Consider the following 20,847-nt stretch of genomic DNA (forward strand, 5'->3'; position numbering starts at 1 on the left):
AGTGACCTCTTAATTATGTACTTCTACTTGCGCTTCAAATTCAGGTGAAGCGTATTCTTCAAATCCATCGCCCGTCTTACGGATCATGAATACCGCAAGTTCCTGTTGTTCAGCCAGTGCAATGCCGTCTTCCCATCCCATCACATTGAATGCCGTAGCCAGACCATCAGCAGTCATCGAAGACGGATGCACCACGGTCACAGACACAACATTATGCTGAATCGGCATGCCGGTGCGAGGATCAATAAGGTGAGAATAGCGTACGCCATCCTGTTCGTAAAAATTGCGGTAATCACCAGAAGTGGCGATGGCATTAGTGCCAATCGACACAACCTTCTGCACCGCGCGCTGGTCAGAAACCGGCTTTTCAATCGCTATCAGCCAGGCCTGGCCATCTCCCCTGACACCTTTAACCCGCATCTCGCCGCCAATTTCTACCAGATAGTCATGCAGGCCATTGGCCTCCAGAACTTCGGCAACCTGATCAACACCGTAACCTTTTGCAATGGTAGATAAATCCACGTACAGCATCGGATGGGACTTAACCAGTGCGTTGTCGTCAACGGCAAGCTTGTCGAGCCCTACGTAACCTCGTACTGCTTCAATCTGGTCCTGTGTGGGTATCTTTTCAGGGCGCTTGGTAGGCCCAAACCCCCACAGATTAACCAACGGACCGACGGTAACATCGAGAACCTGATGGCTGAGCTGCCCCAGTCGCAGAGCTTCCTGCACGACGGCGCGGGTTTGTGCAGAAACCGGAAAGGGGTTGGTATAACGGTACTGATTGAACCGTGACAACTCTGACGTAGTGTCGTAAGTTGACATCAGCTTATTAATTTCCACCAGTCGCGCGTCAACTTGGCTTTGAAGGTCGGCAATCGGTTGACCCTGCTCCACCACGTACTTTATGTTGTAGGTGGTTCCCATGGTTGGCCCGCTGAGGTGGATGACCGGTGTATCAGGTTGACCACACCCGGCCACAAACACGATGGCGAACAAAAAAGCCATTCTGAATTGGTGCATCATTGATACTTTCTCTTATTTACCAAATACCAAAAGGGGGGCCTTCCGCCCCCCTTTTCTACAGCTTCAGTAATTAGCCACCAAAATCATCCAGCAGGATGTTGTCATCTTCTACACCCAAGTCTTTGAGCATATTGATAACGGCAGCGTTCATCATCGGTGGTCCACACATGTAGAATTCACAGTCTTCCGGAGCCGGGTGGTCCTTCAGATAGTTCTCAAGCAATACGTTGTGGATAAACCCGGTGTATCCTTCCCAGTTGTCTTCCGGTTGCGGATCCGACAAGGCAACGTGCCACTCGAAGTTTTCGTTTTCCTCAGCCAGCATATCGAAATCTTCTACGTAGAACATTTCGCGCAGTGAACGGGCACCGTACCAGAACGAGATTTTACGATCGGTTTTGATTCGACGCAGTTGGTCGAAGATGTGCGAGCGCATTGGCGCCATACCCGCACCACCACCAATGAACACCATTTCAGCGTCGGTATCTTTGGCAAAGAATTCACCAAACGGACCGGAAATGGTTGCCTTATCACCTTCTTTGAGGCTCCAGATGTACGAAGACATCTTACCGCAAGGCAGGCTCAGATTATTCGGCGGCGGCGTAGCAATACGCACGTTCAGCATAATAATGCCTTCTTCTTCCGGGTAGTTAGCCATGGAATAGGCACGTATGGTTTCATCGTCAACCTTGGACTCCAGGTTGAAGAAGCCAAAGCGCTCCCAGTCACCACGGTATTCAGCCGGGATATCAAAATCCTTATATTTTACGTGATGTGGTGGAGCTTCAATCTGAATGTAACCACCGGCACGGAAAGGCACGCTTTCGCCATTTGGAATTTTCAGTTTCAGTTCTTTAATGAAAGTTGCTTTATTATCGTTAGAGATAACTTCACAATCCCATTTCTTGATACCGAATACTTCCTCAGGCAATTCGATGTCCATGTCCTGCTTGACGGCCACCTGACAGGACAGACGACAGCCAGAACGCGCTTCGCGTTTGGTTATGTGGTCAAGTTCGGTTGGCAGAATTTCGCCACCACCGGACTTAACGTCCACCCGGCACTGGCCGCATGAACCACCACCGCCACAGGCAGAGGATACAAAGATTCCCGCATCGGCCAACGCACCCAGCAACTTGCCACCAGGAGAGGTGGTAATGGCTTTTTCAGGGTCGTTGTTGATTGTAATTCGTACATCACCAGAAGGCACCAGCTTCGACTTGGCGAACATGATGATGAATACCAGGGCCAACACGATCACAATGAACATGCCTACGCCCAAAAAGATTTCTATCTGACTCATTTAAATTATGCTCCCGTGCTGGATTACAGTTGAATACCAGTGAATGACTGGAAGCCCAATGCCATCAGGCCGGCGATCATAAACACCGAACCCAGACCACGGATACCGTCCGGCATGTCCGCATACTTGAGTTTCTCACGCACGGCGGCCAGCAATACAATTGCCAAAGCCCAACCCATGCCACTGCCAACACCGTAAACGATGCTCTCTGTAAAGTTGTACTCACGCTGCACGGCAAAGGCCACACCACCGAAGATGGCACAGTTTACCGTGATCAGTGGGAGGAAGATCCCCAATGCGTTGTACAAAGCCGGGAAGAATTTATCCAGGCTCATCTCCAGGATCTGCACCAGCGCTGCAATAACACCAATGAAGGTCAGGAAGTTCAGGAAGCTCAGGTCAGCATCCGGGAAACCCGCCCAGGCCAGCGCCCCGGGTGCCAGAATGTTTACGTAGATTACCTGGTTAACCGGTACGGAAATACCAAGTACTACGATAACCGCAGCACCCAGCCCCATAGCAGTTTTGATTTTCTTTGATACCGCCAGGAACGTACACATTCCCAGGAACAAAGACAGTGCCATGTTCTCGATAAAAATCGAGCGCACAAATAATGACAAATAATGTTCCATCACTTACTCCTTAGGCTCAACTTGTTCCGGACGGAAGGTACGGATCAACCACACCATGCCACCAATCAGGAAGAATGAGCTAAACGGCAGGATCAACAGGCCGTTGCCCTGATACCAGCCACCATTTTGTACCAGTGGCAGGATTTCGAAGCCCAAAATGGTACCGAAACCGAACAGTTCCTTGATAGTGCCGATACACACCAGGATAAATGAATATCCAAGGCCGTTACCGATACCGTCCAGGAAGCTCATCAGTGGTGGAGACTTCATTGCGTAGGCTTCTGCGCGGCCCATCACGATACAGTTGGTGATGATAAGACCAACAAACACCGAGAGCTGCTTGGAAATCTCATAGGAATAAGCTTTCAGAATCTGATCCACCACAATTACCAGTGAAGCGATAATGGTCATCTGTATGATGATCCGCACGCTGGATGGGATCTGATTCCGAATCAGGGATATAAACAGGTTGGAAAACGCGGTTACGCTGGTCAGAGCCAGGGCCATAACCAGAGCGGTTTCCAGCTTGGTAGTGATCGCCAGTGCGGAACAAATCCCCAACACTTGCAGGGCGATCGGGTTGTTATCAAGAACCGGTCCGAAGAGGACCTTTTTCATTTCTTTGGTATCTGCCACGATATTACCCCTTTAAGAACGCCATGCTTGTTTTTTCAGGAAAGGCCCGAAACCCTGTTCACCGGTCCAGAAACGGATGGTGTTTTCTACGCCATTACTGGTAAGCGTAGCGCCGGAAAGGGCGTCAACAGTGTGCGGATTGGCTGGGTCAGCGTTTTTCTTAACGTGAATGGCCACTTCACCATTTTCGTAAAGTTTCTTGCCGTCCCACTTTTCCTGCCAGGCAGGGTTCTGAACTTCACCGCCCAGCCCAGGAGTTTCCTTCTGCTGGTAATAGATCAGTTCCTTAACGGTCTGGCCATCTGCATCCAGCGCCAGGAAGCCATACATCAGATCCCACAGTCCGCTACCGTGTACCGGCAGAATCAGACGGGTGATGTTACCTTGCTTGTCGCTCACCAGGTATACGCTGGCTACGTCAGGCACACGCTGGAAGCCAACATTGCTCCCTTCCAGCTTGGTGCTCATTTCAGGATTCTTGGCCGCTTTGTACATGTCGTAGTCTTTAGAAGGCGCGTCAACAAACTCGCCGCTTTGCAGGTTAACAAAGCGCGGAGCGATATTGTTTTCGTAAGCTTCTTCAATCTGACTGTTGCTCATGCCAGCTTCGAAGAGGCCGGCCGCAGTCAGAATGTTGGTTTTCTTATCCAATTCCGCGTTGGTCTGCTGCAGAGAGCGAAGACCAACCGCAGCACTGGAAACCACGATAGAACAGACCAAACAGACGGCAACGACTACGCCGACGGTTTTTCCAAACGATTCTTTCTTAGCCGACACGGGCAACCCTCCGTTTAATATTGCTTTGAGCGACAAAGTAGTCGAACAGTGGTGCCCACAGGTTGGCAAACAAAATCGCCAACATTACGCCTTCAGGGAAAGCAGGGTTCAGGACACGAATCAACACTGTCATAAATCCGATGAAGATACCGAACGCCCATTTACCTTTGTTTGTAAAAGCGGCAGAAACCGGGTCAGTTGCCATGAAGAACATCGCAAACGCCAGGCCACCCACAACAAAGTGCCAGTGCGCAGGCATAGCAAACATGGGGTTAGTGTCGCTTCCAATCAAATTCAGCAAGGTTGCAAAGATAGCCACGCCCAAAGCAACACCGGCGACAATACGCCAGCTGGCAATGCGCATGTAAATAATGAACAGGCCACCAATCATGATGGCAAGTGTGGATACTTCGCCGGCTGAGCCTGGCAGGAAACCATAGAACGCATCCCACCATTGAGCCGTGTTGGAGTAGTCAAAGCTACCAGTAGCAGCCTGGCTCAAAGACGTCGCACCAGAATAACCATCTGCGGCTACCCATACCTGATCACCGGAAATCTGTGCCGGATAAGCAAAATACAGGAACGCACGCCCGGCCAGAGCCGGATTGAGGAAGTTACGCCCGGTTCCGCCAAATACTTCCTTGGCGATAACCACACCAAAGGTAATCCCCAGTGCAACTTGCCACAACGGGATGGTGGCAGGCAAGGTCAGGGCAAACAGTACCGACGTTACGAAGAAACCTTCATTCACTTCGTGCTTACGCACAGAAGCAAACAGTACTTCCCAGAAGCCACCGACCACAAACGTAACCGCATAAATGGGCAACCAGAAACAGGCGCCGTAGAAAAACAGCCCAAGGCCACCAGCATTGGCCAGGTCACCGCCCAGGGCTGTGAACAAGCCAGCCTGCCAGCTGTCAGGCAGAGTGCCCGCTCCGGCAACGATGGCGTCCTGCGCCTGAAGACCAATATTGTACATACCAAAGAACATGGCCGGAAAAGTCGCCATCCACACCATGATCATGATGCGTTTCAGGTCGATGCTGTCACGCACGTGAGTACCGACTTTGTTAACTTTACCCGGGGTATAGAAAATGGTTGCAGCGGCTTCGTACAGCGCATACCACTTCTCGTATTTACCACCCGGCTCGAAATTCGGTTCGATTTTTTCCAAATACGCTTTCAAACCCATGACTTAACCCTCTTTCTCAATGGTGGTTAAACAGCCGCGTAAGATTGGTCCGTAGTTGTATTTACCCGGGCATACATAGGTACACAGGGCCAAATCTTCTTCGTCCAACTCGAGGCAACCCAATGCTTGTGCGCTGTCTGTATCACCAGAGATAAGATCGCGAAGCAACAGGGTGGGAATGATGTCCAGAGGCATCACACGCTCATAGTTACCAATTGGAACCATGGAACGCTCAGAGCCATTGGTGGAAGTGGTCATGCTGAACAACTTGCTGCCGGTAAGGTGCCCAAGATAGGCACGCGTAACAGAATGCATGTCTGAACCTGGAGCTAACCAGCCAAACAGTTTTTTCTCGTGACCTTCCTTAAGCAGCGAAACCTGCAAATGGAAACGCCCAAGGTAAGCGTGTACGCCTTGCGCGGTGGTGCCGTTAAGCACGGAACCGGAAATCACACGCACGTCATCGCCTTCCTGTTCAGCGGCAACCAGTTCGTTCAGGTCAGCACCGATCAGTGTGGTAACCAAACGAGGATTCTTGGCAGCCGGGCCACCTACCGCGATAACACGACGATTGTCCAACTCCCCGGTGGTCAGCAATGAACCTATCGCCATCACATCCTGATAATTGATGTGCCAGACGATCTTCTTGCCACCAACCGGATCCAGGAAGTGAATGTGTGTGCCGGCCAGACCTGCCGGGTGTGGGCCACCAAACTCTTCGATATCAACTGCAGCGTCACCGGTAGGGATATTTGCACCGCTGGCTTTACAGACAAACACCTGACCGCCACTCAATTGCTTGAGCGCTTTCAGACCGCTAACGAAGTCTGCCTCACGTTCGGCGATGATAACTGCCGGATCGGCGGCGAGCGGGTTGGTATCCATTGCCGTCACAAAAATCGAGTGCGGAACAGATTCCAATTTAGGCGCTTTGCTGTAAGGACGGGTTCGAAGCGCCGTCCACATGCCGGATTCAACGAGAACGTTCTGAAGCTGTTCTCTGGATGCGCTGGCGATCTGGTCCGCAGGGATGGTATCAAAAGCAACACTATCGTTACCTTCAACTTTAATCACAACGGATTGAAGAACACGTTTGGCACCACGGTTTACCTCTACCACTTCGCCTGCAGCTGGTGCGGTGAATTTAACGCCGGAATTCTTTTTGTCTTCAAAAAGAATCTGGCCTTTTTTCACCTTGTCGCCAACCTGGACGTGCATGGTAGGACGCATACCCACATATTCTTCTCCCAGAACGGCAACGCGCGTTACAGCAGCCCCATCGGCGATCTGCTGTTGCGGCGCTCCCTTAATAGGGAGGTCGAGACCTTTCTTGATTTTTATCATATGTTTATCGCACTACTCTAATAGAAATACCCTTTTGCATAACCGCAGCATGGCTGCCTGTCAGCATGCAAAAACGCACTTTCAACGGGTGCTAGTCACCCCATTGAAACTAAACAACACTCACCCTGATGTTTTCTTCCCGTTCCACTGGGTCCGCCTGAATCGGCACGGCCAGAAAGTCGCTTACTGGTGTTTATTTTTTTGTTTGACCAACGATTGACTAAACTGAGCAGCCTCGTTGTGATGCGCTTTTAAGTACCGGCGTTGAGAAGCAGAGTCGAACAACCCGCTACTTAATTTCGGGATTTTAGCATTATCCACCTCAATTACGCTACGCAAATAATGGATTAACCACATTTTTTGTTGGTTATATTATTCAGGTCACAGGCACAATCGGGTAATCACGAGCACAAAAAAGCCGTCGTACAGACGGCTCTACAAAACGGCCTTACCACCCTACCAGAGGGTCAACGTCCTGTTCGTAATCTACTGAATCAATGTCGAAACCAAACAGTTTCAAAAATTCGTGGTTGTAACCGGCGTAATCGCTCAGTTCATGGAAAGTATCCTGAGTAACCTGATCCCACAAAGCCTGAATTTTCGCCTGGGTTGCGTCGTTGGTTTCCTTACCGTCCATACGGTAACGGTTTTTTTCATCCAGAGTCGGAGCATCACCATACAGGCAGCCGTTAAACAGACCAAATATCTGTTCAATACAGCCTTCATGGGTGCCTTCTTCCTTCATTACCTTGTAAATCAGCGAGATATACAAAGGCATAACCGGAATGGCAGAACTGGCCTGAGTTACAAGAGCCTTCAGCGATGAAACATGAGCATCCACCAACAAGCTGCTGTACTTGCCGTTGATTGATGCTGCGGCACGATCCAAGTCTTCTTTCGCTTTACCGATGGTTGCCTGACCATAAATCGGCCAGGTCAGAGCCTTACCGATATAGGTATAAGCCGTGGTTTTACAGCCCTCAGCCACCACACCAGCTTCAACCAGAGCATCCATCCACAATTCCCAGTCTTCACCGCCCATGACTTTGATGGTATTCAGGATTTCATCGTCATTGGCGGGTTCCAGAGTGACATCGTGCACCAAATCCTTATCTGTATCGTAGGTTTTGGTGGTGTAAGACTGACCCACGGGTTTTAAGGTCGATTTATAGGTAACTCCGGTTTTGGGGTCGGTACGCCGGGGAGACGCCAGGCTGTAGATAACCAGATCTACAGTACCCAAATCCTGTTTAATCTTCTCGATTACCTGTTGCTTCATCTCGTCTGAGAATGCGTCACCGTTAAGGGTTTCCGCATACAGGCCTGCTTCGGCAGCCTGCTGATGAAATGCCGCTGTATTGTACCAGCCTGCAGTGGCGGTTTTGCGCTCGGAGGGCTCTTTTTCAAAACAGACACCCAGGGTTTTGGCGCCGTATCCAAACGCTGAAGTGATTCGGGAAGCCAACCCGTAACCGGTGGAGCAGCCGATTACCAGTACGTTTTTGGGGCCTTCCCCCAAATCCCCTTGCTGGCGGACATAGTCTATTTGCTCGGCAACTGAAGCAGCACACCCTGCAGGGTGTGCATTGGTACAAATAAAGCCTCTAACTTTAGGCTTGATAATCATAATCATACGTCCTTAAACATGTGTGCTGGTATTGTAAACGCGCGCAGCCGGATAACAACTCTGAGCAGCTTGGCCAAAACTCAATAGCCAGCGTAAAATACTATATTAGTCATAGGGTTACCACAAAGAAACAGAGAGATTAAAGCCGGAGTTATTTAACTTGTGGGGTAAGGAGTAGCCGGAAAGGGAATGTTTACACAGACTAAAGGTGGCCACCGGCCAGGGTGACCACACAGGGACAAGGCTGACTAGCCAATAATGTCGAGCAATTCAACATCAAATACCAGTGTGCTGTAAGGTGCAATTGCAGCACCGGCGCCCTGCTCACCGTAAGCCAGATCATGGGGCACATAAAGACGCCATTTAGAGCCTACAGGCATCATTTGCAGTGCTTCGGTCCAGCCTTTAATCACGCCGGATACCGGAAACTCGGCCGGCTGACCGCGGTCGTAAGAACTATCAAACACCTTACCGTCGATCAGGGTTCCGTGGTAATGGGTGCGAACGGTGCTGTCAGCGGTTGGTTTTTCACCATCGCCCTGGGCTAAAACTTCGTATTGCAGCCCGGACTCAGTCACGGTTACTTCTTCACGCTTGGCGTTCTCAGCCAGATAGTTGGCCCCTTCTTCAATAAACGCTTTGGCTTTTTCAGCCTTGGCTGCCTGCATGCGCTGATGGATCTGACCAAACGCTTCGCGCAAGGCCTCGTTATCCACTTGCTGGGCTTCACCGTTAAAAGCATCCCGGATCCCTTCTACCACGGCATCCAGTGTGAGGCCTTCGAAAGGATTCGATTGAAGCTGCTGGCCCATCTGATAGCCAATACCGTAGCTGGCTTGCGTTTCAACGGTGGAAAATTTATCAGTCACAGTCACTCCTGAAATTAAATTACAATTTTTGTTCAAATATTAATCAAACGAATTTAAGCGTATGATGCTGTAAATGCTTGGCGCGCAAGTGTATCACACCGCGTCTGGCTTTGCTTGGACGAAAGTTTGGGCAGTTTTGAACCTTTCTTTCGGGTTTAATTTATAACTCAATGAGGTTAGACAACTTTCTTCCAAAACAGTAAGGTATTGCGCACGCAAGCAGGAGGATGCCTATGCAATCACACTATGACGCTGAACTAAAAGATACGGTTCGATATCTCGGAAAAGTCCTTGGCGAGACGATTAAGTCTGAACTCGGCCAAGACTGGCTGGACCGTATTGAGAAGATTCGTAAGGACGGGCGCGCGTCCTATCAGGGCGACGCTCAAAGCAGTGAAAATCTGAAAGAAATTTTCAAAACGCTGGCAGACAAAGATTTGCTGGTAGTAGGGCGTGCCTTTGCACAGTTCCTGAATCTGGGCAATATCGCCGAGCAGGAATACAACAGTGCCATGGACGTCGATGTGACCATTGATGCCCTTTTTGAACATCTGCACAAAGCCCAGCTCAGCACATCCTCTGTTGAGGAGGCTGTCAGCAAGCTGAATGTAGACCTGGTTCTGACGGCGCACCCAACAGAGGTAACCCGTCGTACTCTCATTCACAAGCACAAAGAGCTGGCCCGCTGCCTGAAAGCCATCCACCAGGAGTCTTTATCGACTGAAGACCGGGCAAAACTGGAAACCCGCATTGCCGATTTAATCAGTCAGGCCTGGCACACTGAAGAAATTCGCTCGGTACGCCCGACTCCGGTTGATGAAGCTCGCTGGGGTTTTTCGGTCATTGAGAATTCCCTGTGGGAAGCGGTACCGGAGTTTTTGCGCGAACTCGATTTGCGTTTGCAACAGGAATACAAGGTAAGCCTGCCACTGGACGCAGCTCCCATTCATTTCAGCTCCTGGATGGGCGGTGACCGTGACGGAAACCCTTTTGTAACCCACAAAGTAACCGAGCAGGTATTGTTGCTGGCCAGAAAAAGGGCCGCCAAGTTGTTTGCGCTGGACCTGGAGCAGTTGCAGGTTGAACTTTCGATGTTCGATTGCAATGCCGCGCTGCGCGATGCGGTTGGCGATGCCAACGAGCCCTATCGGGCCATTCTGCGCCCGTTATTGCGCCGCTGCACGCAAACCCGTGACGGCATTGCCGATTACCTCTCAGGCAACAGTGTGGATTCAGGCAACTGGATTAGCCACAACGATGAATTGCTCGAACCACTAATGCTGTGTTACCAGTCGCTGTGTGACTGCGGTATGGAAGTTACCGCGAATGGCTTGCTGCTGGATACCATTCGCCGCGTACAGGCATTTGGTGTGCACCTGCTGCGGCTTGACATACGCCAGGACTCACAGCGCCACGCGGACGTGTTCAGCGAACTGACCCGCTATCTGGGCCTGGGCGATTATGCCCAGTGGAGCGAAGCCGACAAGCAGGCATTCCTGCTCAGGGAGCTGGGTTCCAAACGCCCGCTATTCCCTGCGAACTGGGATGCCTCTGAAGAAGTACAGGAAGTACTCAACACCTGTAAGGTCATTTCAGAACACAGCCAGCACGGTTTTGGAATTTACATTATATCCATGGCCAGTGAAGCATCCGACGTTATGGCGGTGCAGTTGTTGCTGAAAGAAAGTGGTGTTGACTGGCCAATGCCGGTCGCCCCTTTGTTTGAAACCCTGGACGACCTCAACAATTCACCGGATGTTATGCGCAAGCTGTTGTCCGTAGACTGGTACCGTGGCTACATCAAGGGCCGTCAGTATGTGATGATTGGCTATTCGGATTCTGCCAAAGATGCCGGCGCTATCGCAGCTGGCTGGGCACAGTACGAGTCTCAGGAAGCACTGGTAAAACTGGCTGAAGAATTCGACGTTACCCTGACGTTGTTCCATGGCCGGGGTGGCACGATTGGCCGCGGTGGCCTGCCGGCTCACGCAGCCATTCACTCCCAGCCTCCGGGCTCTCTGGAAGGTGGCTTCCGGGTTACCGAGCAGGGTGAAACCATCCGCTACAAGTTTGGCATGCCGACACTGGCCAAACGCAGTCTGGGCATTTACGCCAGTGCCATCATCGAAGCCATGTTGTTCCCACCGCCAGAGCCGAAAAAGGAATGGCGCGATTTGATCACCAAAATGGCCGCGCTGGGGCGTGACAATTACCGTGCAACCGTGCGTCACGACCCTAACTTTGTGCCTTACTTCCGGGTCGCCACCCCCGAGCAGGAACTGGGCAAATTGCCGTTGGGCAGCCGCCCGTCAAAACGTAAACCTTCCGGCGGTATCGAAAGCCTGCGGGCCATTCCATGGATTTTTGCCTGGGCCCAAACCCGTCTGGTTCTGCCTTCCTGGTTAGGTGTGATGCGCGCCATTGACAAGGTCAAATCGGAAGAAGACGAAGCCATCGTGAATGAGATGTTCCAGGACTGGCCGTTCTACCGCTCCCGTCTGTCCATGCTCGACATGGTGTTCCACAAAGCCGATCCACGTATTAGCGAGGAATACGATGCCCGCCTGGTACCTCAGGAACTCAAGCGCTTCGGAAAAGCATTGCGTGAGGAGTTGCAGGAAAGCATCGAGTCCCTGCTGGCATTGACCGGTCAGGAAAGCATTATGGATAAAGACCCTCAGGGTAAAGAATCCATGAATATCCGGGCTGCTTACCTCCAGCCACTGCATTATCTGCAAATTGAATTGCTGGATCGGATCCGTAAGGCCGGTGAAGACGCTCAAAACAGCGTGCTTGAACGAGCCATGATGGTAACGATAGCCGGCATTGCGATTGGTATGCGCAACACGGGTTAAGCAACTGCCCCATACAGAACGCCAGCCATAGTGCTGGCGTCACCCTGATGACAAACTACTGCGCTTGAAATTGCGGCGTCAAAAGTCTTCTCAAAATCCTCATTTACCATTTGTAAACTGCGGTTTTTCGGCGACTTTTTCCTTGCACTTTCTTCGCTCGCTACGTTTGTCTCCAGTCCGCAGAGTGTTTCGCGTGAAAGCGGGGCTTTATCAACACTCTGACGCCAGCCATAGTGCTGGCGTTTTTTATTTGTTCTGAAAATGAAAAAAGCCAGCCGGTTGTTCACCTGACTGGCTTTTTCATAAAGGCTTCATCAGCCCCGGCACATTGCCTTCAAATTAAGCGTTTACGAATTCAACACCAATTTTGATGTCGCCACGCAAACCTTCCAGCATGCTGTCTTTGGCAGATTGCTCGAATGCACTCAGTTCACCGTAAGGCAGAATCTCTTCCACACCGTTGGCACCCAGGCGAACCGGGTGAGCAAAGAACGCAGCATCGTCGCTGTCGTCAGTTTGCACGTAAGTGTACTCAACAATGTTCTCGCCCTGCATCGCTGCAACCAGGGATAAACAGAAACGCGCTGCAGCCTGGCCCATAGACAATGTTGCAGAACCGCCACCCGCTTTGGCTTCAACCACTTCGGTACCCGCGTTTTGAATACGGGTAGTCAGGTTTGCCACTTCTTCGTCAGTGAAGGAAACACCTTCCACCTGCGACAGCAACGGCAGAATGGTAGTACCGGAGTGCCCACCAATTACCGGTACGTGCACATTGGCAGGGTTGAGCCCTTTCAGTTCAGCAACAAAGGTTTCTGCACGGATCACGTCCAGAGTGGTAACACCAAACAGTTTGTTTTTGTTGTAAACGCCCTTGGCCTTCAGCGTTTCAGCAGCAATCGCAACCGTAGTGTTTACCGGGTTGGTGATAATTCCCAGGCACGCTTCAGGGCAATTTTCCGCAACACCTTCAACCAGGCTCTTAACGATACCGGCATTGATGTTGAACAAATCAGAGCGGTCCATACCGGGCTTGCGAGGAACACCCGCAGGGATAAGTACAATGTCGCAGCCTTTCAGGGCAACATCCAGCTCATCCTTACCGTGGCCGGTCACTTTTACAGCCGTTGGGATGTGGCTCAAATCCACCGCCACACCGGGTACAACAGGTGCCACGTCATACAGAGCCAGTTCCGAGCCAGCTGGCAATTGTGTTTTCAACAACAGTGACAGCGCTTGACCAATACCACCGGCAGCACCTAACACGGCTACTTTCATACCATTTCTCCTATGGAATACACTCGTTTAAAAACGGACCGTCACCCTAAAGCAACGTAAGGCAAAACTCAATCGTCTGATAGCGCTAACCACCAACAATGACGATTTATATTGGTTATTTTATCTATTCATATGGCGAATATCGCAACGTTCGGGCTAGGCTATTGCCCTGCATGATGAGATTAATCTAGGGCTTTCACCACAAATCTCGCTTTGAACATGCAATAGGGTGCATAATTATGCATTCAAAATTGCGCTTATGCCACCGCTACGGCACAATACATGGTTAACAAGCAGCCCGAATACTTTTTGGCGGAAGACCATGGCCAACGCAAAACAAGAACAACTGATTAAAGCATTCAAGGAAATTCTCAAAGCCGAGAGCTACGGCTCACAGGGCGAAATTGTGGACGCTCTGAAAGCACAGGGCTTTGACAACATCAGTCAGTCCAAGATTTCCCGCATGCTCAGTAAGTTCGGTGCAGTACGCACCCGCAATGCCAGGGGGGACATGGTCTACTGCTTGCCGCCCGAGCTTGGCATGCCCACAGCGAAAAGCCCCCTGAAACAGCTGGTGCTGGACATTGTACACAACAATGTCATGGTGATCATACGAACCAGCCCGGGAGCCGCACAACTCATCGCGCGACTGCTGGATTCACTGAGCCAGAAAGACGGGGTACTGGGCACCATCGCCGGTGACGACACCATTTTTATTGCACCGGCAGACGTAAACCAAATTGAGAACCTGCGCCAACGGGTCGAAGACCTGTTCGAGAACGTCTGAAAAATAAAAAGGGCAGCGCCCGAAAAGCGATGCCCCATTTTCCCGTTACCGCCGGTGAGCGGCTCTGAACGTTACCGGCGTGGCCCAGTTCTAAAACTCATACCTGACCCCAATCCGAATTTCATACAAAGACGCATCCCCGACCCGTGAGAAAGGCTCTGAACCTTCTTCAACGGTATTGGGGAAATCCACTTCGTCGAGAATACCCCAATCATCGTTAAGCAGGTTGGTGAAGTTATCCACTATCAAGAATGCGCTTGCCCTGTGCCCTTCTGCCAGCCCTGGGAACTCCTGGGTCAGCTTGATGTCAACTTTGCCCCACCATGGGCCCTCATTGCTGTTTCGTTCTTCACCCGGACGCAACACGATAGGCAAAAAGTCCAGATAGGGCGTAAAATCGTACGGGTCGACAGTACCATCGTATGTCACACTGTAGGGCTGCCCTTCATTCAAAGAACCGTACACAGACAACTGGGTTTTATAGTCACCAAACAAAAACATTTCGTAGTTCAGCATAGCCGTGAAGCGGTGACGAATGTTGTAGTTGGAGGTGGACGACACCTGTTCCTGCGGGTCAAAGAAGGCCCGGTTAGTGTAATTGGAAAATGCTACAGCGCTGGTCATAGGTTGCACGTCTTCCGACTCGGTAAACGCATAACCCAAGATGTAATCCAGGCCAAAGTCGTACGATTTGTACATTGAGGCCGACAAGGTATAGGACGTACTGTCTTCTTTTGAATTGGTGAGCACAAAACTGGGCTCACGAACGCTGTCATAAATAGGGTAACCATCTTCGGTAGTGCCTACCCGTTCCAAATCGCCATGCAGAACAATGGCAGAATCCATGGCATGGGTTACCAGCAGATCTGCGCTCACTACGTAATCGTTATCGAAGGTATGGTTTACACCCAATGACAATTTCCATTCGGAGGGTAAATCAAATCCCGGATCCAGATAGTTGATTTCGAAGTTGTCTCCGCTGCCACCGGCTACTGCCTCGTAAAGTTCAGAAGGGATACCGTATCCGGGCCCGGCCGGGCGCCCTTCCTCAACTGCCTGCCAAATAATGTCGCCATCAAACAGCGAACGGGAGCCGTCGGTATAGCCAAAATTGCGCCCTCGCTGACCAAACTGCAACACATTGTTGGCCGAGAAATTGTTAGACAGCCACACATTCGGATTTCCCCCCGTGTATAAGCCCAGGCCACCTCTCAGTGTGGTGTCGTCGGACAGCCGGTAGGTCAGCCCCAAACGAGGCTGAAACAGCCCTTCACCATCAAGGGTATTGGTGTTGGAAAATCCGTATTCCTGTGTAAATGCGGTGTTTTCAATCGGCTTATCGCTGGACGAATACCAGTCAAACCGAATGCCCATGACCACTGTCAGGTCTCCGTACAGAAGATCAAATTCATCTTGCATATACAGGGAGTTGAGGGTGTAGCTCCATTCGGCAGCTGCATCCTGTGGCACATTGGAAGGTGCATTGTTGTAATAAATGGCTGACGGAAATCCAGCGCGGAAATCGTCTATGCTGCGGAACCGGATTTCAGTTTCAGCATGCTGCACAAACATGTTGAACACATCCAATGTTTCAGTTTCGAAGCCAAATGTAACGTTGTGGCCATTGTCGAAGTAATAGAGGCCCCGGAACGAAAAATTCAGAATGTCATAATTGAGGTCATTGGCGTGGCGGCTGTCGTCGGCACCGAGATAAACGTCCACGTTAGGCGTCTCAACCCGAATTTCGCCAAAATCGGTACCGCCCACCGGAATTTGACGATTGTCCAGATCAAGGTATCCCAGTCGAATCTCAGTGGAGAAGTTATCACTCCAGTCTGAATACAACGCACCGGAATAAGAGTTGAGTTTGGCACCACGTTCATACAAGTGGTTTTCGAATTCAAACTCGTAATTTTCATCATCGGACTCTGTGAAATTATTCCCGTCGTTATAGTTGTAGGTGAAGGAGAAGCGGTGTTGATCATTAATATTCCAGTCCAGCTTTACCAACAGTTTTTCGTCTTCATTGTCCAGACTGGAAGGGATTGGACCCGGATCGTACAAATACAGGTCCTTTGCGATACTGACAATTTCATCCAGTTCCTGCTGACTCACATCAACAATATTGACAGCGCCGGAGCCGATTGGCCCCCGCTCGAACAGGTTTGCCCCTTCCAGCTTTTCATAGGCAGCAAAGAAAAACAGTTTGTCTTTGATGAGCGGGCCACCAATACTGAATCCATAACGTTTTTCACTGTAATCTCCCAAAGCGATCTTATCGCCCTCCAGCGAGTCTCCTCGCATCGAATCACTGGTGTAATCGTAAAAAGCAGAACCGCGAAATTCATTGGTCCCTGACTTGGTCACCGCATTAATGTTACAGGCGGTAAAGCCACCATAAATAACGTCAAAGGGGGCCAACTCGACGGCGACCTGCTCGATAGCGTCGTAGGAAAACGGCATCCTTTCTGTTGGATAGCCATTATCGTTAAGGCCAAAGGAATCGTTCATGCGCACCCCATCCAGGGTCAGGCTGTTAAAGCGCGGATTTTTGCCGCCACACTGAATGCCGTTCTGGTCCCCCCTGGACTCGTCAACATAAATGCGGGGATCCAGCCTGACGACATCAGAAATATTGCGGTTGATGGCTGGCGCACTCTGCAACTGCTCAAGCCCGAAATTAGCTGACGGGCCGCGTTCATTCAGCGAAATTGAGCTGATGGGTGAGGCCGTCACCACTATATTTTCAATGTCCTGGGGCGCACTCAGGGTAAGGTTCGCGCTGTAAGGTTCACCCAGGCTCAAGTAAACGTCATCCAAAAAGGTGTCCTGAAACTGGTCGGAGTCGACTTCAATGCGATAAGGCCCGCCAACCCGCAAGCCCGAAACACTGAACTGGCCGTTGCTGCCCACACTGGTTTGGCGCACCGTTCCGCTGGGTACATGAATAACGGTTATGGTGGAGGTGGTATCCGCATTGCCCTGAGGGCCGGTAATGGAGCCCCGTATGCTTGAAGAAGTCTGCTGAGCGGCGGCGGAAGTGGCGAGCCCTAAAGTAACAGCCAGTGCAAGGCCCGGGCGAATAAACCGAGGTTGATTGGACATGGTAAGTATCCCCAAATTGTTGTGTGCTTTACACAAGAAGGCGATAACATCCACGACTATTCTGTGCGAAATGTATACAGAGCCAATGCTGTCACTCTGCAGTTTGGCGCCAGTGTCACTCCTCAAAAAGGCGTGCATCGGCTGTGTTTTATGAGCAAAATTATGGCATCTGACCGTTCTTTACGCCAATTTCAGCCTCAGCTCAGAAAAAACCCGGTGCCTGGGCGGCAACCGGGTTTAAATGTTTTACACCAACAGGTGTTTGGTTAGAACACGTACCTCACGCCCACTTTAATGCGCCATACGGAATCATCAGCTTCAAAGTTGTCGTAGTTTTTCGTACTCGTACCGCCAAACGTTTCTTCGTACACATACTGCCCCTGATCATTTACATCGTAAGCAAACAGTTTTTGTTGCGGGAAGTTCATGTCATAAACCTTACCCCAGTCGTCATTAAGCAGGTTGGCAAAATTGTCGATGGTAAAATACACCACCCCATTGTGCCCTTTTGCAAACCCAGGAACTTCCTGGGTAATGCTCAGGTCCATGGTGGTCACCCAAGGCTGGGTAGCCGAATATTTGCTGACATACCCGCCTGCAGCCCCCGCCACTCCAGCGGCCTCGGCAAACGCCATGATTTGTTCGTAACTCAACTGGCGTGCACCGGGCTCTCCGAACGCCACCGCCGGATCATCGGCACCGAACGGAATATAGGGCAGATAAATGTCAGAATCATCAAACTCCGGCTGATCGCCCAGATCGCCATCCCGGAACGCATCCAGTGTCCAGGAGAACGGACGGCCGGAACGGCGTTCAAAGAACAGATTGAAACTGGTTTCGTAGCCACTGAAAAATTCCTTTTCGTAACCCAAATTCAACACCAGACGATGTTCGGTTTCGTAGTACGCGGTTCCAACCTGAGGATGATTACGGTTTACGGTAACTTCATACTGATAGTTTGACTCACCGGTGGAACTGGTTCCTGGGTTCGCTTCCGTAATATCCTGATGGGTATAGGAGGCATTCACTGAGAAACCGTTGTCCCACCGCTTATTCAATGCCGTGGACAGAATGATGTTGCGGCCACCGTCTGACGAATTGGTCAGCTGCAGATCATAGTTGTTTTCAAAATCGGTACCATCGTAAACGTTGTCCCAGATAATCCGGCCGCCGTCCACGGTGCGGTTGCCGTTATCTACCCGGGAAAGATCAATCCAGTAAGCGGCGTCCGCTTTGTCAACGTAGGTCAGCTCGGTTGTCCACGCAAAGTCTTCACCCAGGCCAGGTACATCAAACAGATAGTCCGCAGCAATCTGATAACGCCAGTCGGATGGCAGGTCGAAGCCCGGATCAATCTGATTGGTGCTGCCTGCACCTTGTGCCAGCATAGCCTGTACCGTTTGGGGAACCCCGGTAAAATCCACCAGCGATGGGTCGAGTTCATTGATTTCAGTGCTGTCTTTAGTCACACCGTCATTGGTATAAGCATTGGAAATCCACACCAGTGGCATGCCACCAGAAAAACGACCTACCCCACCACGCAGGGTCAAATCGTCAGTAACTGTCCAGTCAAAACCCACTCTTGGCAACAAAATATCAAATCCGTCAAGGTTTTCAGTGTTGGCAAAACCGTAGGTGTTCTGAAAGTTGCTGTTAAGCTGCGGCTTGTCATCCACACTCAGATACTCATAACGTAACCCCGCAGTAACAACGAAGCCGTCGAACAACTCAAAATTTGCATCACCGTAAATGGCATACTGGGTACTGTTAACGTCGTACGCTATGTCCTGAACATTGTTGGTATACGCATTGGCGTATTCAAGTTCAGAAATGATACGGTTTTCAAAATCGTCGATGCTGTCAAAGTACCAGGTTCCGGCAGAGTCCCGGCCATAGAGGTTGAAGTTCCAGGTATCTTCAATTTCAGCACCAAACTTGTACTCTACATCACCCGCCAGATAAGTGGCATGGAAACCAAATGACCACACCTCATTGGCCAGAACGTTGGCGTGACGGTTTTCATCCTGCCCGGCAACAATATTGCCATCCGCCGTTTGGATGTTGATTTCACCCCAGTTTGAATTGGTCAGGGAAGCCTGTTCAAATTCTTTGTAAGACACACTGACTTCGGTCTGGAAGTCCGCCGTCCAGTCGGAATAAAGGTGCGCGGTATAGAAAGTATTTTTTTGTGACCGGGTCCAGTTGTTCGAAAGCAGATTTACGGTTTCGTCATCATCGGTAAAGCTGTTTAGCTGGGTGTTGTCCTGGTCACTGTAGGTAAAATCAGCGCGATGATCGTTGTTGATGTTCCAGTCCAGTTTAATCAGCAGTTTTTCGTCCTCGTCCGGAACCGGCGCACCACCTATCGAATCGCTCAGGCCATATACCGACTGGAACAGGCCCAGTACCCGTTCCACCTCACCGTTAGTCACGTCGTGGCCGGAACCTGCAAGGTCGTCCAGATTGTAATTGGACGATACTTCTTCTTCCCAGTGCTCGTAAGACGCAAAGAAAAACAGCGTGTCTTTGATGAGTGGGCCGCCAACGGTAAAGCCGTAACTTTCTTCCTCGTTCTCAACAGGGATCTCGTTACCCGGGTTCAGCCTTGTATCTTTGGCATCATCCATCCAGGGTACGGTCTCAAAAAATGCCGTGCCATGGAATTCGTTGGTACCGGACTTGGTAACCACATTGATATTCCCGCCGGCAAACTTGCCTGCACGGGCGTTGAACGGTGAATATTCAATCGAGATTTGCCCAACCGCATCAAGGGAAATTGGCGGGCGGCTGGTAGGGTAACCATTGCTTTGCAGACCAAAAGTATCATTAATACCGACACCGTCGATGGTCAGGGCGTTGTACTTGGGATTTGAGCCGGCCACGCTCAGTTCAGAACCATCGGGGCTCACCACTGCCAATGGGTTGTTTCGTACGATATCCTTCAGGTCACGGTTGAAGGTAGGCATTTTACTGATCGCGTCTTCACCGTACACCGAACTTGAACCACTGGAACCAAAGAAGTCCCGGGAACCTGTAACCGTAATGCGCTCCAGATCAGTGATTGACTTGAGCTGGGCATCCACCTCATAGGTGTCGTTCAGGTCAAGATACACATTTTCAATCACCTGGCTTTGAAATGTATCTGACTCAACAATAATGGTGTAGGGGCCACCAACCCGCAAACCACGAGCACTAAAAGCACCATCTGAGTTAACGGTAACTTCCTTAACCGTCCCGGAAGGCTGGTGCAAAATCGTAATTGTACTGCCTGTGGCCGGATTACCCTGCGGACCAACAACCACTCCACGCATGGCAGAAGACTGCCCGGTATTTGCCAGCGACGACGTGGCCATACCGACCGATAACGCCACAGCGATCGCCACGCGACTGAGATTGGATTTGCTAATTATCATGTG

15 protein-coding genes are annotated in these 20,847 nt (G+C 50.8%); 2 read left to right on the plus strand and 13 right to left on the minus strand.

Annotated elements, in window-relative coordinates:
• Window positions 1-9: 9 nt before the first annotated feature.
• The 9 genes from DXV75_RS15900 to bamJ form a co-directional block, all read right to left on the minus strand.
• Complete coding sequence (locus DXV75_RS15900) at window positions 10-1,026, minus strand: FAD:protein FMN transferase (RefSeq protein ID WP_425451719.1); 1,017 nt, start codon at window positions 1,024-1,026, stop codon at window positions 10-12.
• A gap of 70 nt (window positions 1,027-1,096) precedes the next feature.
• Window positions 1,097-2,329: an NADH:ubiquinone reductase (Na(+)-transporting) subunit F gene (gene nqrF, locus DXV75_RS15905; RefSeq protein WP_115594417.1), complete on the minus strand. Its 1,233-nt coding sequence runs from the start codon at window positions 2,327-2,329 to the stop codon at window positions 1,097-1,099.
• A gap of 23 nt (window positions 2,330-2,352) precedes the next feature.
• Window positions 2,353-2,961 carry an NADH:ubiquinone reductase (Na(+)-transporting) subunit E gene (nqrE, locus tag DXV75_RS15910; RefSeq protein WP_115594418.1) on the minus strand — a complete coding sequence of 203 codons (609 nt, stop codon included), beginning with the start codon at window positions 2,959-2,961 and terminating at the stop codon, window positions 2,353-2,355.
• A 3-nt stretch (window positions 2,962-2,964) separates the two neighbouring features.
• Complete coding sequence (locus DXV75_RS15915; RefSeq protein WP_115594419.1) at window positions 2,965-3,597, minus strand: NADH:ubiquinone reductase (Na(+)-transporting) subunit D; 633 nt, start codon at window positions 3,595-3,597, stop codon at window positions 2,965-2,967.
• A 12-nt stretch (window positions 3,598-3,609) separates the two neighbouring features.
• Window positions 3,610-4,374, minus strand: a complete 765-nt coding sequence (locus DXV75_RS15920) for a Na(+)-translocating NADH-quinone reductase subunit C (protein WP_115594420.1) — start codon at window positions 4,372-4,374, stop codon at window positions 3,610-3,612.
• Entirely contained in the window at window positions 4,364-5,566 is a 1,203-nt protein-coding gene (locus DXV75_RS15925; RefSeq protein WP_115594421.1) for an NADH:ubiquinone reductase (Na(+)-transporting) subunit B, read from the minus strand. The genes DXV75_RS15920 and DXV75_RS15925 overlap by 11 nt, the downstream gene beginning before the upstream one ends.
• Before the next feature lie 3 nt (window positions 5,567-5,569).
• Window positions 5,570-6,910 (minus strand): Na(+)-translocating NADH-quinone reductase subunit A, encoded by a 1,341-nt coding sequence (locus DXV75_RS15930; protein ID WP_115594422.1) that lies wholly within the window; start codon window positions 6,908-6,910, stop codon window positions 5,570-5,572.
• A gap of 448 nt (window positions 6,911-7,358) precedes the next feature.
• Window positions 7,359-8,537 carry an enoyl-ACP reductase FabV gene (gene fabV / locus DXV75_RS15935; protein ID WP_115594423.1) on the minus strand — a complete coding sequence of 393 codons (1,179 nt, stop codon included), beginning with the start codon at window positions 8,535-8,537 and terminating at the stop codon, window positions 7,359-7,361.
• A gap of 248 nt (window positions 8,538-8,785) precedes the next feature.
• On the minus strand, window positions 8,786-9,406 hold the full coding sequence (gene bamJ, locus DXV75_RS15940; RefSeq protein ID WP_115594424.1) for a BamJ family beta-barrel-assembly machinery protein: 621 nt from the start codon (window positions 9,404-9,406) through the stop codon (window positions 8,786-8,788).
• A 233-nt stretch (window positions 9,407-9,639) separates the two neighbouring features.
• On the opposite strand from bamJ, the gene ppc reads away from it, so the two are divergent.
• Window positions 9,640-12,261 (plus strand): phosphoenolpyruvate carboxylase, encoded by a 2,622-nt coding sequence (ppc, locus tag DXV75_RS15945; protein ID WP_115594425.1) that lies wholly within the window; start codon window positions 9,640-9,642, stop codon window positions 12,259-12,261.
• On the opposite strand, the gene DXV75_RS15950 is transcribed toward ppc, so the two are convergent.
• Together DXV75_RS15950 and mdh are read right to left on the minus strand one after the other, a co-directional pair.
• Window positions 12,258-12,548, minus strand: a complete 291-nt coding sequence (locus DXV75_RS15950) for a hypothetical protein (protein ID WP_115594426.1) — start codon at window positions 12,546-12,548, stop codon at window positions 12,258-12,260. The two genes, ppc and DXV75_RS15950, sit on opposite strands and share 4 nt — an antisense overlap.
• Before the next feature lie 52 nt (window positions 12,549-12,600).
• Window positions 12,601-13,539: a malate dehydrogenase gene (gene mdh / locus DXV75_RS15955; RefSeq protein ID WP_115594427.1), complete on the minus strand. Its 939-nt coding sequence runs from the start codon at window positions 13,537-13,539 to the stop codon at window positions 12,601-12,603.
• Window positions 13,540-13,861: 322 nt separating this feature from the next.
• Here mdh and argR point away from each other — a divergent pair, with 322 nt between their 5' ends.
• Complete coding sequence (argR, locus tag DXV75_RS15960; RefSeq protein WP_115594428.1) at window positions 13,862-14,326, plus strand: transcriptional regulator ArgR; 465 nt, start codon at window positions 13,862-13,864, stop codon at window positions 14,324-14,326.
• A gap of 90 nt (window positions 14,327-14,416) precedes the next feature.
• On the opposite strand, the gene DXV75_RS15965 is transcribed toward argR, so the two are convergent.
• A complete protein-coding gene (locus tag DXV75_RS15965; protein ID WP_115594429.1) occupies window positions 14,417-17,431 on the minus strand; it encodes a TonB-dependent receptor in 3,015 nt (1,004 codons plus the stop codon).
• A gap of 266 nt (window positions 17,432-17,697) precedes the next feature.
• Window positions 17,698-20,844: a TonB-dependent receptor gene (locus tag DXV75_RS15975; RefSeq protein ID WP_245953262.1), complete on the minus strand. Its 3,147-nt coding sequence runs from the start codon at window positions 20,842-20,844 to the stop codon at window positions 17,698-17,700.
• Window positions 20,845-20,847: the final 3 nt, after the last annotated feature.

The sequence above is a fragment of the Alteromonas aestuariivivens genome, assembly GCF_003367475.1.
GTDB lineage: Bacteria > Pseudomonadota > Gammaproteobacteria > Enterobacterales > Alteromonadaceae > Alteromonas > Alteromonas aestuariivivens.